Consider the following 11,389-nt stretch of genomic DNA (forward strand, 5'->3'; position numbering starts at 1 on the left):
AAAGAGCCTCATTCGAGGCTCTTTTCATTTTCAATCGATAATTATCGAGGACAGATTTCTGACTCAGGGAAGAAGAATGCAATCTCACGCTCAGCAGACGCTGGACTGTCTGAACCGTGTACTGAGTTATAACGCATGCTAAGTGCATAATCAGCGCGGATAGTGCCACACGCAGCTTCTTCAGGATTGGTTTTACCCATCAGTTCACGGTAACGAGCAATCGCATCTTCACCTTCAAGAACTTGTACCATAATTGGACCTGAAGTCATGAATTCCTTCAGTGCAGGGAAAAACTCTTTGCCTTCATGTTCAGCATAGAAGCCACTTGCTTGCTCATCATTAAGGTGGACCATTTTGGCCGCCACAATGCTTAAACCTGCTTTTTCAATACGGTTGTAAATTTCACCAACTAGGTTACGTTTAACCGCGTCGGGCTTAACAATAGAAAAAGTTCTTTCTAGAGCCATAAGGTTTCCTTCTACTTCTCTTTTAATTATCAACTTACAGTCTAACTGCTGCTCAAGTTGCTGTTTTGTTTATTGAGTCAAAATGCGAGCAAGAGTACGCACGCCCATACCCGTTGCACCTGGAGCCAGTTTTACGGTGCCCGATTTACGGTAGGTACCCGCGCAATCAAAGTGCAACCAACCTTTCTTATAGTCGTCGACAAAGAAAGATAAAAATGCCGCTGCCGTACTTGCACCAGGACTAAAGTCGCCACTGCCAATATTGGATAGATCAGCGAAATTAGATGGCAACATACCACGGTGGAAGTCTGCTAGAGGCAGTGGCCACAAGCCTTCTTTTTCCTCACGTGCCGACGTTAGCGCTTTATGTGATAACTCATCATCAAAGCTCATTAACGCATGGTAATCATTACCTAGAGCGTACTTCGCTGCGCCTGTAAGCGTCGCACAGTCAATGATCAGCTCAGGTTTCTGTTCGCTGGCATACAATAGACCATCAGCTAGAACCAAGCGGCCTTCCGCATCCGTATTCATGATCTCAACGGTCTTACCATTTTTATAGGTAATGATGTCGCCAAGTTTTAATGCACGACCTGAAATCATGTTTTCAGCGCAACATAAAATCAGCTTCACGCGTTTGTTCAAACCGCGCATGATAGCCAGACCAAGACCACCAGTGATAGTTGCGGCACCGCCCATATCGGCTTTCATCGCCGTCATAAAGTCTGATGGCTTGATGCTGTAACCGCCTGAGTCAAACGTAATACCTTTGCCGACTAAACATGCGAACACAGGCGCGTTTTCGTCACCGGTCGGGTTGAAGTCTAGCTGTAGCATTGCAGAAGTACGCTCTGAGCCACGGCCCACCGCGTAGATACCTTCCCAACCTTCGGTTAAAAGGTCTTTATCTTTAACAATACGAGCCGTTACTGTGCCTTCTGGCGCGACTGATTTAATAAATTCAGAAGCCATGGTTGCCAGCTGACGCGGCGCTACTTCTTCTGCGGATTTATTGATAATTTCGCAAGTGAACTTCGTCGCTTTGATGCGCGCTTCTAGCTCTGCTTGGTCTGCTTCGCTAAGTGCAGGCCAATCGAAAGATGTGCTGTTTTTAGGTTCACGAAAACCTTGATGGAAAGCCCAAACGCCTTCAAGATCCCAGCCTTCTCCGGCCAGCGATACTTTTTTAATGCCTTGTGTTACGAATTGGCGAGCCGCTCTCTGGATTGCGCCTAAGTCATGTCCTTCACCACGGTGGATGGTCGCACCCTGCTCCGTAAATGAAACAATCGCTTTGTCGCCCCATGCTGGTGCAGCTTCTGTTTGGGTTAAAAATACCGACATCTGTGTAGACATGATTTCTCCTTGTCTGAATCTTTAGCATTACCTGCCATCTACGCTCTGATGTTAGCATTTTGTCAGGTAAAAATGTCAATTGGATAAAAAAACGGGCCAAAAGGCCCGCTTATTTTGATAAAAACTGTTAACTCTGCGAGGTTTTACCGCAGTTAATCTGCCTCATCCATCCAGCATAAGATCACGGCTTCAAGAATCTTCTCATTTGAACGATTTGGTTCATCGTCAAAATCTTCTAACTCCAAGATCCATTGGTGCAGATCGGTAAAACGGACTGTTTTTGGATCAACTTCTGGAAACTTATCGCAAAGCTCAATCGCGATATCGCGTGAATCGGTCCATTTCATTGCTCACTTCCTTATATTTTCGTTGAAATAACTAATTACTGAATAACTAATTACTCACTGATTGCTTAACACGATACTCAGAGTAATTGCAGCGACAACTTAATCACGCCGCAGCTCCAACTATAACGAGTGTTTAGTGATCTTCTGAAGCGTGGTTAAGCGTGTACTTCGGGATCTCAACCACGAGATCTTCATCCGCAACGCGCGCTTGGCAACCCAAACGAGATTCTGGCTCTAGACCCCATGCTTTATCAAGCATGTCATCTTCCAGCTCATCACTCTCATCTAGTGAGTCAAAGCCTTCACGAATGATCACGTGACAAGTGGTACAAGCGCACGATTTTTCGCATGCGTGTTCAATACCGATGCCATTTTTTAGGGCAACGTCTAGTACGCTTTCACCTGCCGCAGCTTCTAACACTGCACCTTCAGGGCATAGGTCTTCATGTGGTAAAACGATAATTTTAGGCATGACTTCTACTCTTAAATATCATCAACAGATTGACCTGACAACGCAGCTCGAATCGATTTGTCCATACGGCGTGACGCAAACTCTTGGCTTGCTTTGTCCGTCTCTTTAATTCCCATTTCAATCGCATCGGCATCATCGCCATTGCGCAGGGCAATCAATGCTTCAATTGCTTTCAGAAGGTCTTGGTTTTCTTGTGCTGACAGCAGCTCATCGCCATCCATTTGCAGTGCTGCAATCAAACCTTCAATCACGCGATCAGCTTCGACACGCTGCTCAGCTAACGCGCGAGCTTGCATGTCTTCTTTGGCATAGGTCATAGAATCACGTAGCATGTTTGCTACTTCATCATCACTCAAACCGTAAGATGGTTTAACCTGAATTTCAGACTGAACACCGGTACTCTTTTCCATCGCCGTTACAGACAATAGGCCATCAGCGTCAACTTGGTAAGTGACACGAATATGCGCAGCACCTGCCGCCATTGGTGGAATACCTTTGAGTGAAAAACGAGCCAGTGAGCGGCAATCGTCAACCATCTCACGTTCACCTTGCACAATGTGTACGCTCATTGCCGTTTGACCATCTTTAAAAGTGGTAAACTCTTGTGCACGAGCAACAGGAATCGTGGTGTTGCGTGGAATGATTTTTTCAATCAACCCACCCATGGTCTCGATACCCAATGACAGTGGGATCACATCCAGCAGTAACATTTCTGAGTCAGGTTTATTACCCACTAAGATATCAGCTTGAATACCCGCGCCAATCGCAACCACTTCATCTGGGTTAATGCTCGTCAGCGGTGTGCGGTTAAAAAACTCACCCACCATCTCACGTACTAACAACGTACGTGTTGAACCACCAACCATTACCACTTCGTTGACTTCTTCAAGCTCAACGTCAGCATCTTTTAGCGCACGGCGACAAGACATCAACGTTTTCTTTACTAATGGATGAATTAACTCTTCAAACTCAGAGCGAGTTACCTCACCTTGCCAGCCAAAAACATCAACGGCCACAGAGTCTTGCTCAGAGAAAGCTTGTTTGGTTCTTTGTGCTACGTTTAGTAAGGTGCGATTTTGCTCCGCTGATAATGGTGCTTCTAAAGCGGTCTTCTCAAGCAAGAAATCTGCGAGTAGATGGTCAAAGTCATCGCCGCCAAGTGCAGAATCACCACCGGTTGCCAATACTTCAAATACACCTTTAGATAGACGCAGAATTGAGATATCAAATGTGCCGCCACCCAAGTCATAGACAGCAATCACACCCTCTTGACCGGAATCGAGGCCATAGGCGATTGCCGCCGCTGTTGGCTCATTGAGCAAGCGCAGTACGTGTAAGCCTGCCAGTTTAGCAGCATCTTTGGTGCCAGCTCGTTGTGCATCGTCAAAGTACGCAGGCACGGTAATCACAACACCCGCCAGCTCGCCACCTAAAGTATCTTCGGCACGCAGTTTAAGAGCGGCCAGGATATCTGCTGATACTTCAATTGGGTTTTTTGAGCCAGAAGCTGTTTGCAGAATCGGCAAACCATTTTCGCTAGCTTGTAGCTGATAAGGCAAAGATGGATAACGTTGCTGGATGTCAGTCAAAGAGCGACCAATGAGGCGCTTAACAGAAATAATAGTATTGGCAGGATCAAGTTCGGCCTGATCAAGAGCTTCTTGACCAACTTGCTTCTCTTCACCAATGTAGCGAACGACAGATGGCAAAATACGGCGACCTTGCGCATCTTCTAGCGGAGCGACGTTGCCACTACGAGCTGAAGCAACCAATGAGTTTGTTGTACCTAAGTCAATACCAGCGGCAAGCTTGTGCTCATGAGGCGCTGAGCTCTGACCCGGTTCTGCAATTTGAAGTAATGCCATTGTTAGTCCTTGCTCTTGGGTTAACCGAGTAGTTTATCTTCAACTAACTCAATTTCATTTTTTAGTTTGGCAATGAATTTTAGTTTGCGAACGCCATCGGCTGCTTGTGCCCACTGCGTTTGGTTTAATTGTTCTTCCACGCTAACTAATTGCTTTTTGTACATCTTTGAGACTTTGCCATCAAAATCAAACAGCGCAGATTCAGGATCTGCACAACCCGGGATCTCTTCCAGTTCTTCTCTCAATTCCATTTGTTCCATCAAGAACATCGGATCTTGCATTGTTTGTTGCTCACCGCGAATATCAGCGCCATTTTCCGACAGAATGTATTCTGCTCGCGAGATCGGCTGCTTAAGCACTTGATAAGCATCATTAATTTGCGCAGCTTTCTGTACTGCCATTAAGCGGTCACGTTCAGATGCAGTGGCAAAGTTATCAGGATGGAAACGTTTTTGTAATTCGCGGAATTGAGAAGAAAGAAGGCTACCATCCAGTTCAAACTGAGTTGGTAGCCCAAATAATTCAAAGTGATTCATTAAAATCTGACCCTTGGTAAAGTCTCTCCCACTTAACGCTATCAAGCAGGAGAGCAAGAATTAAACGTTGAAGCTTTCACCGCAGCCACATTCGCCTTTTGCGTTAGGGTTATTGAATTCAAAACCTTCATTCAACCCTTGTTTAACGTAATCCAGCTCTGTGCCATCGAGATATACTAGGCTCTTTTTATCAATGATAACGTTGACACCTTTGTGTTCAAACACTTCATCTTCTTCGTTTACTTCATCGACAAATTCTAGGACGTAAGCCATGCCAGAACAACCTGTCGTTTTAACTCCAAGTCGCAAACCAACGCCCTTCCCTCGATTGTCTAGGAAAGCTCGTACTCGGCTAACTGCTGCGTCTGATAATGTAATGGCCATACTGCACCTTGAATTTTGATATACCAATGAAATGGGAGCGACGCTCCCATTATTTTACGTCGATTTTACTGATGTTTTTTCTTGTAGTCAGCAACTGCTGCTTTAATTGCATCTTCCGCAAGGATAGAACAGTGAACCTTCACAGGAGGAAGTTCTAGCTCTTCTGCAATTTCAGAGTTCTTGATTGCTGCTGCTTCGTCAATTGACTTACCTTTAACCCATTCAGTTACCAATGAGCTTGACGCGATAGCACTACCACAGCCGTAAGTTTTAAACTTCGCATCTTCAATAATGCCTTCTGGCGTTACTTTAATTTGCAACTTCATTACGTCACCACAAGCTGGTGCGCCAACCATGCCGCTACCTACTGATGGATCTTCTTTGTCAAACGAACCAACGTTACGTGGGTTCTCGTAGTGATCAATTACTTTTTCGCTATATGCCATAATATTTACCTCGAATCCTCTACATAAACTGGGAGATTAAGCGATTAGTGGTGCGCCCACTCAACCGTATCTAAATCAATCCCTTCCTTGTACATATCCCATAGAGGAGACATGTCACGTAGCTTAATAACTGCTACGCGAATTTGTTCAATTGCGTAATCCACTTCTTCTTCAGTGGTAAAACGACCAAACGAGAAGCGAACAGAACTGTGTGCCAATTCGTCATTTAGACCAAGTGCACGAAGTACGTATGAAGGCTCTAAGCTTGCTGATGTACAAGCACTACCTGATGATACCGCGAGATCTTTAAGTGACATCAATAAAGATTCACCTTCAACAAATGCGAAGCTCACGTTAAGGTTATGAGGAACACGTTGCTCCAAATCACCATTCACAGTTACTGCTTCAAGATCTTTCACGCCGTTCAGCAAGCGGTTACGTAATGCCATCGCGTGATCGTAATCTTTCTGCATGTCTTCTTTTGCAATGCGGAATGCTTCACCCATACCCACAATTTGGTGAGTAGGTAGCGTGCCAGAACGGAAACCACGCTCATGACCACCGCCGTGCATTTGCGCTTCTAGGCGAATACGTGGCTTACGACGTACATACAACGCGCCGATGCCTTTAGGGCCATATGCTTTGTGTGCAGAAAGAGAAATCAAATCGACTTTAAGCTGTTGAACGTCGATTGGTAGCTTACCTGCTGATTGCGCTGCATCAACGTGGAAAATCACTTTACGCTCACGGCATAGTTCGCCAATCGCTGCGATATCTTGGATAACACCGATCTCGTTGTTTACGTGCATGATAGAAACCAACACAGTATCATCACGCATTGCTGCTTCAAGTTTCTTCAGGTCAATTAGACCATTTGATTCAGGCTCTAGGTAAGTCACCTCGAAACCTTCGCGCTCTAGTTGACGGCATGGGTCAAGTACAGCTTTGTGTTCTGTTTTACATGTGATTACGTGCTTACCTTTCTTTGAATAGAAGTGTGCAGCACCTTTAATCGCAAGGTTGTCTGACTCTGTCGCGCCTGACGTGAATACAATTTCACGTGGGTCTGCATTTAGCAGATCAGCAATTTGCTCACGAGCATTGTCGACTGCTTCTTCGGCTTGCCAACCGTAACGGTGTGAACGAGACGCTGGGTTACCAAACGTACCATCCATCGTCATGTACTGAACCATCTTTTCAGCCACTCGAGGATCTACTGGACAAGTTGCTGAATAATCAAGATAAATCGGCAGTTTCATTCTCTACTCCAATGTACATTGCTGACCGCTTAAGAGCGGACATTTAAATCCACGGCAGCACCGAATGCAGTGCGATTTGCTAGGCCGTGGTTCACCGCAAGATCTATGTCTTGTCGATCTGAAATTTCAATCACTTCATTGTCTTGCATAAGCTCGCCAAGAGTGATGTTGTTAAGGAAGTCACTAATGCGTGAACTAAGATCACGCCACAATGTGTGGGTTAAGCAGCGAGTGCCGCCTTGGCAATCTCCTTTGCCATTACATTTAGTTGCATCTACAGACTCGTCCACAGCAGCAATTACGGTACCGATAGCGATAGTATTCGCCTCTGCACCTAGACGGTAGCCACCACCAGGTCCACGAACGCTAGCAACTAATCCCGCTTTACGTAACTTAGAAAACAGCTGTTCTAAGTATGAAAGTGAAATGCCTTGACGCTCTGAAATGTCTGCTAGCGGTACAGGACTCTGCTGTGAGTGTAAAGCCACATCTAGCATAGCTGTAACTGCGTATCTTCCCTTAGATGTAAGTCTCATATAACACCATATCCACATCGTTCATGTGGTAACAAGTTTTTCATACCCGACAAAAATGGTCAAGTATTTATTTGACTAAATTAGTCAGGTATTTAACCTTGTTATTAGTGTTGCTTTATCGACTGCCGATTTTCTTCTCTATCGCAGTCAATACTCCGCGCAATGTATTAAGTTCTTGTAGCTCAGGGCGAGCTCGGCTAAATAAGCGACGTAGCTTATTCATAACCTTGTTAGGCTGATCGGCAGAGATAAACTGGGTATCAATCATCACTTTTTCAAGGTGTGCAAAGAACATTTCCAGCTCTTCATGGCGTGGATAAGCTTCTTCAGCTTGAGGCGCAAACCCTTGCTTTTCCTGTTCAAGGAAGGCAACACGAATCTCATAAGCAATGGTCTGTACAGCCATCGCTAGATTGAGTGAGGTATATTCAGGGTTCGCTGGAATACAAACGTGGTAATGGCAGGTTTGCAGTTCGTCATTAGTTAGGCCGGTACGTTCGCGACCAAAAACAATCGCAACTTTACTGGTTTGTCCCTCAACAGCGCACTTTTCGCCGCATTCGCGAGGTTCAAGCATTGGCCACTCAAGCGTGCGCGAGCGAGCACTTGAGCCTACAACTAAAGCACAATCTTTTACCGCTTCTTCTAGGCTATCAACAACCTGAGCATTAAGAGCAATATCGCTTGCTCCTGCAGCCAACGCAATGGCTTGACCATCGACTTCACACTCGGGGGCAACAAGCACCATGTTGCTCAATCCCATAACCTTCATAGCGCGAGCGGCTGAACCAATATTACCGGAATGAGATGTACCAACTAGGACAACTTTAACGTTGCTGAGCATGAGAAATACCTATACCAAATTAAGTGGCGAGATATTATCACATTGCAGAAAAAAATGGTTAAAGTGATTCATATTTGCTTGCCAATAGTGCAACAATTAACCACTTCCCTTTGCCTAATATTCTGTGTATACTTCTCGGCGTTTTTCTGTTCTTTAACATCCGTTGGGAAATTTTGTATGCATCCAATGCTTAATATCGCTATTCGTGCGGCACGAAAAGCTGGCAACCATATTGCTAAATCACTAGAAAATGTTGAGAAGATCGAATCTACTCAAAAAGGCACGAACGACTTTGTTACTAACGTAGACAAAGAAGCAGAAGCAATGATCATTGATACAATTAAAGCCTCTTACCCAGAGCATTGTATCGTGGCAGAAGAAAACGGTCTTATCGACGGCAAAGATAAGGAAGTTCAATGGATCATCGACCCACTGGATGGCACTTCTAACTTCGTAAAAGGTCTACCGCACTTCGCTGTGTCTATCGCTGTTCGCATTAAAGGCAAAACAGAAGTAGCGTGTGTTTACGACCCAATGCAAAACGAGCTATTCACTGCACAACGTGGTGCTGGTGCTCAGCTAAACAACGCGCGTATCCGCGTTAAACAACTTAAAGACCTACAAGGCGCTGTTCTAGCAACAGGTTTCCCTTACAAGCAGAAGCAACACTCAGAATCTTACTTCAAGATCCTATCTGCACTATTCGTTGATTGTGCTGACTTCCGTCGCACTGGTTCTGCGGCACTAGACCTATGTTACGTAGCGGCTGGTCGTGTGGACGGTTTCTTCGAACTTGGTCTAAAACCTTGGGATATCGCGGCTGGTGAGCTAATCGCTCGTGAAGCAGGTGCTATCGTTACTGACTTTGCTGGCGGCACTGATTACATGCAATCAGGTAACATTGTTACAGCTAGCGCACGTGGCGTAAAAGGTATTCTTAAGCACATCCGTGAAAACGGTAATGCTGCAATGCTTAAATAATCGATCGACTTTTAGTGGATTGAACAAAAGCCCTGCTCTTTGAGCAGGGCTTTTTTGTATTAACTTACTCTGGTAAATCTGAAAGTCTGTAGTTTTTGTTCTTGCCCGTCGATATGAGCATAGCTATCGATTAACCACACCTGATCACCAACAAAACTCAATTCCAAACGCACATCTTGCGACGGAATATCTGCATAAATCACATCACTAACATTTGTTGGATAGAATGAAACTTTGTTAGTGCTCTGGTCTGCATCACCCACAAAATTTACCGCCACATTTTTCGCTTGGTTCTCAACCTGCATTTGATAGCCACTGTTTGGTTCATAGCTAAATGAGGCATTTAACGCTAAGCCTTGTTGATTTGAAATCGCAACATCTGCCTTCGAAAGTGAAGCAAGCTGCCCTTGAGCGGAAATTTTTTGATGTTCAGTAGTTACAACATGGCTTTGAATATTCACATTCCACTTGCCAACGAAGTTTTCTAACTGCTGCCAATGCTGTTGTGTGGTGGCTTGAGTCGCACCACTGCCAATGGTAGCTATTGCATCATTACGACTATCGTGGCGAATATTGTCACGGTTACTTTGTAGATCATGACTTGCGCCCGCAACACCGCCAGCGACACCACCTGCAACCGCACCTTTGACAGCCAATTCAGGCTCTCCAGTCAACGCTCCCATGGTTAACCCAAGTAATGCTCCTCCTACCGCTCCTTGTTTGGTTGCCGCATTAGGATCATCCTCTCCTGGGGTGACACAGCCAGCTAGCAAAGGGACAGCAATAAACGATGTTAGAACTAGCTTGTTGTTGAATCTCATAGGACACCTCATCTTTTGAACTGCTTGTATGGTAAATAACCACTGTCAGCAGAACTTCAGTGAATGTCAGCACAATTTCAGAGCGACCAAGATAAATGTTACTGGTTGTTGCGAAAAGAAGGATGCGGGAGATCGGAACGCTACGCTACGGATGCGGGAAAAAAGCAAGAGCGAGAGCGAGGGAGTGTAGAGTTCTTAATTGAGAGTCGAGAAGTACTTGTTGGAGTATGGTAGCAAAAGAGCAGGTTAGAGATCGCTTCTTAAAAGTGAAGCGTCATAGAGGTTGAGCATTCACGCATCCCGAAACGAAAGTGTTCCCTATGTAGAGCATCTTGGATGCATACGACCTCAATTCCCGAATCCCGAAATGACGTATCAAGGATACGGAATGTTCCCGAAGAGAGATATCTTAGATATCGAACGTTCCAATTTTGTTTCTACCAGAAACAAAAAAGGCTCTGACCTAAGTCAGAGCCTTCAAAGATGGCAGGGGTGGAGAGATTCGAACTCCCAACACGCGGATTTGGAATCCGCTGCTCTGCCAATTGGAGCTACACCCCTGTAGTTCGTGTTTAATGAGACGACTCTCAAATAAGTGGCGGAATGGCCGGGCTTGCGTTCAAGCGGGACTCATTCGACCGAAGGTCGAAACCTTCAAATAAGTGGCGGAGTGGACGGGACTCGAACCCGCGACCCCCGGCGTGACAGGCCGGTATTCTAACCAACTGAACTACCACTCCGCAGTGGCTTACTCGCTATAAAGCAAGTGTCCAAAATATAATCCCGATAGTGTCCTACTCTCACATGGGGAAGCCCCACACTACCATCGGCGCTACTTTGTTTCACTTCTGAGTTCGGCATGGAATCAGGTGGGTCCAAAGCGCTATGGCCATCGAGAAAAATTCTTTAATCTGGAAAGCTGMWTTCTCTTATATAAAGAGCGTTCTTACACATTCAAATCTGTTCTTGCTTTGAGTCCATCAAAACCCCTTGGGTGTTGTATGGTTAAGCCTCACGGGCAATTAGTATCAGTTAGCTCAATGCCTCRCAGCACTTACACACCTGACCTATCAAC

General features: G+C 45.4%; 13 protein-coding genes, 2 tRNA genes and 1 rRNA gene. 1 reads left to right on the forward strand and 15 read right to left on the reverse strand.

Annotation, left to right across the window (positions count from 1 at the left end; translation table 11 throughout):
- Positions 1 to 41: 41 nt before the first annotated feature.
- The 11 genes from ndk to trmJ all read right to left on the reverse strand — a co-directional run bounded on the left by ndk (position 42) and on the right by trmJ (position 8,512).
- Complete coding sequence (gene ndk, locus IRQ95_RS14095; RefSeq protein WP_075652163.1) at positions 42 to 467, reverse strand: nucleoside-diphosphate kinase; 426 nt, start codon at positions 465 to 467, stop codon at positions 42 to 44.
- A 69-nt stretch (positions 468 to 536) separates the two neighbouring features.
- Positions 537 to 1,823 (reverse strand): aminopeptidase PepB, encoded by a 1,287-nt coding sequence (gene pepB, locus IRQ95_RS14100; RefSeq protein ID WP_194437528.1) that lies wholly within the window; start codon positions 1,821 to 1,823, stop codon positions 537 to 539.
- A gap of 152 nt (positions 1,824 to 1,975) precedes the next feature.
- The gene (gene iscX / locus IRQ95_RS14105) at positions 1,976 to 2,170 is read right to left on the reverse strand and encodes a Fe-S cluster assembly protein IscX (protein WP_123780022.1); all 195 of its coding nucleotides are present in this window, start codon (positions 2,168 to 2,170) and stop codon (positions 1,976 to 1,978) included.
- A gap of 133 nt (positions 2,171 to 2,303) precedes the next feature.
- A complete protein-coding gene (gene fdx, locus IRQ95_RS14110) occupies positions 2,304 to 2,642 on the reverse strand; it encodes an ISC system 2Fe-2S type ferredoxin (RefSeq protein ID WP_194437529.1) in 339 nt (112 codons plus the stop codon).
- 11 nt (positions 2,643 to 2,653) lie between these two features.
- Entirely contained in the window at positions 2,654 to 4,507 is a 1,854-nt protein-coding gene (gene hscA / locus IRQ95_RS14115) for a Fe-S protein assembly chaperone HscA (protein ID WP_194437530.1), read from the reverse strand.
- Positions 4,508 to 4,527: 20 nt separating this feature from the next.
- A complete protein-coding gene (hscB, locus tag IRQ95_RS14120; RefSeq protein WP_194437531.1) occupies positions 4,528 to 5,043 on the reverse strand; it encodes a co-chaperone HscB in 516 nt (171 codons plus the stop codon).
- A gap of 60 nt (positions 5,044 to 5,103) precedes the next feature.
- Positions 5,104 to 5,427: an iron-sulfur cluster assembly protein IscA gene (gene iscA, locus IRQ95_RS14125; protein ID WP_194437532.1), complete on the reverse strand. Its 324-nt coding sequence runs from the start codon at positions 5,425 to 5,427 to the stop codon at positions 5,104 to 5,106.
- Between the two features lie 65 nt (positions 5,428 to 5,492).
- Positions 5,493 to 5,873 (reverse strand): Fe-S cluster assembly scaffold IscU, encoded by a 381-nt coding sequence (gene iscU / locus IRQ95_RS14130; RefSeq protein WP_005592829.1) that lies wholly within the window; start codon positions 5,871 to 5,873, stop codon positions 5,493 to 5,495.
- A 44-nt stretch (positions 5,874 to 5,917) separates the two neighbouring features.
- Positions 5,918 to 7,132, reverse strand: a complete 1,215-nt coding sequence (locus IRQ95_RS14135) for an IscS subfamily cysteine desulfurase (RefSeq protein ID WP_194437533.1) — start codon at positions 7,130 to 7,132, stop codon at positions 5,918 to 5,920.
- A gap of 29 nt (positions 7,133 to 7,161) precedes the next feature.
- Positions 7,162 to 7,668 (reverse strand): Fe-S cluster assembly transcriptional regulator IscR, encoded by a 507-nt coding sequence (iscR, locus tag IRQ95_RS14140; RefSeq protein ID WP_194437534.1) that lies wholly within the window; start codon positions 7,666 to 7,668, stop codon positions 7,162 to 7,164.
- A 115-nt stretch (positions 7,669 to 7,783) separates the two neighbouring features.
- A complete protein-coding gene (trmJ, locus tag IRQ95_RS14145; protein ID WP_194437535.1) occupies positions 7,784 to 8,512 on the reverse strand; it encodes a tRNA (cytosine(32)/uridine(32)-2'-O)-methyltransferase TrmJ in 729 nt (242 codons plus the stop codon).
- A gap of 177 nt (positions 8,513 to 8,689) precedes the next feature.
- On the opposite strand from trmJ, the gene suhB reads away from it, so the two are divergent.
- Positions 8,690 to 9,493, forward strand: a complete 804-nt coding sequence (suhB, locus tag IRQ95_RS14150; protein WP_194437536.1) for an inositol-1-monophosphatase — start codon at positions 8,690 to 8,692, stop codon at positions 9,491 to 9,493.
- Between the two features lie 59 nt (positions 9,494 to 9,552).
- Here suhB and IRQ95_RS14155 read toward each other — a convergent pair whose 3' ends face one another.
- The 4 genes from IRQ95_RS14155 to rrf form a co-directional block, all read right to left on the reverse strand.
- Positions 9,553 to 10,314, reverse strand: a complete 762-nt coding sequence (locus IRQ95_RS14155; protein ID WP_194437537.1) for a YMGG-like glycine zipper-containing protein — start codon at positions 10,312 to 10,314, stop codon at positions 9,553 to 9,555.
- A gap of 484 nt (positions 10,315 to 10,798) precedes the next feature.
- A tRNA-Trp gene (locus IRQ95_RS14160) sits at positions 10,799 to 10,875 on the reverse strand.
- 102 nt (positions 10,876 to 10,977) lie between these two features.
- Positions 10,978 to 11,054 (reverse strand) — tRNA-Asp (locus IRQ95_RS14165).
- A gap of 41 nt (positions 11,055 to 11,095) precedes the next feature.
- Positions 11,096 to 11,211, reverse strand: a 5S ribosomal RNA gene (rrf, locus tag IRQ95_RS14170).
- Positions 11,212 to 11,389: the final 178 nt, after the last annotated feature.

This window comes from Vibrio fluminensis (assembly GCF_015278125.1).
Lineage (GTDB): Bacteria > Pseudomonadota > Gammaproteobacteria > Enterobacterales > Vibrionaceae > Vibrio > Vibrio fluminensis.

What these genes read in the sequence shown, in the direction of transcription:
- pepB (WP_194437528.1), bottom strand. Translation starts at nt 1,823, where the DNA reads ATGTCTACACAGATGTCGGTATTTTTAACCCAAACAGAAGCTGCACCA.
- trmJ (WP_194437535.1), bottom strand. Translation starts at nt 8,512, where the DNA reads ATGCTCAGCAACGTTAAAGTTGTCCTAGTTGGTACATCTCATTCCGGT.
- ndk (WP_075652163.1), bottom strand. Translation starts at nt 467, where the DNA reads ATGGCTCTAGAAAGAACTTTTTCTATTGTTAAGCCCGACGCGGTTAAA.
- iscA (WP_194437532.1), bottom strand. Translation starts at nt 5,427, where the DNA reads ATGGCCATTACATTATCAGACGCAGCAGTTAGCCGAGTACGAGCTTTC.
- fdx (WP_194437529.1), bottom strand. Translation starts at nt 2,642, where the DNA reads ATGCCTAAAATTATCGTTTTACCACATGAAGACCTATGCCCTGAAGGT.
- suhB (WP_194437536.1), top strand. Translation starts at nt 8,690, where the DNA reads ATGCATCCAATGCTTAATATCGCTATTCGTGCGGCACGAAAAGCTGGC.
- iscX (WP_123780022.1), bottom strand. Translation starts at nt 2,170, where the DNA reads ATGAAATGGACCGATTCACGCGATATCGCGATTGAGCTTTGCGATAAG.
- IRQ95_RS14135 (WP_194437533.1), bottom strand. Translation starts at nt 7,132, where the DNA reads ATGAAACTGCCGATTTATCTTGATTATTCAGCAACTTGTCCAGTAGAT.
- hscA (WP_194437530.1), bottom strand. Translation starts at nt 4,507, where the DNA reads ATGGCATTACTTCAAATTGCAGAACCGGGTCAGAGCTCAGCGCCTCAT.
- iscR (WP_194437534.1), bottom strand. Translation starts at nt 7,668, where the DNA reads ATGAGACTTACATCTAAGGGAAGATACGCAGTTACAGCTATGCTAGAT.
- hscB (WP_194437531.1), bottom strand. Translation starts at nt 5,043, where the DNA reads ATGAATCACTTTGAATTATTTGGGCTACCAACTCAGTTTGAACTGGAT.
- iscU (WP_005592829.1), bottom strand. Translation starts at nt 5,873, where the DNA reads ATGGCATATAGCGAAAAAGTAATTGATCACTACGAGAACCCACGTAAC.
- IRQ95_RS14155 (WP_194437537.1), bottom strand. Translation starts at nt 10,314, where the DNA reads ATGAGATTCAACAACAAGCTAGTTCTAACATCGTTTATTGCTGTCCCT.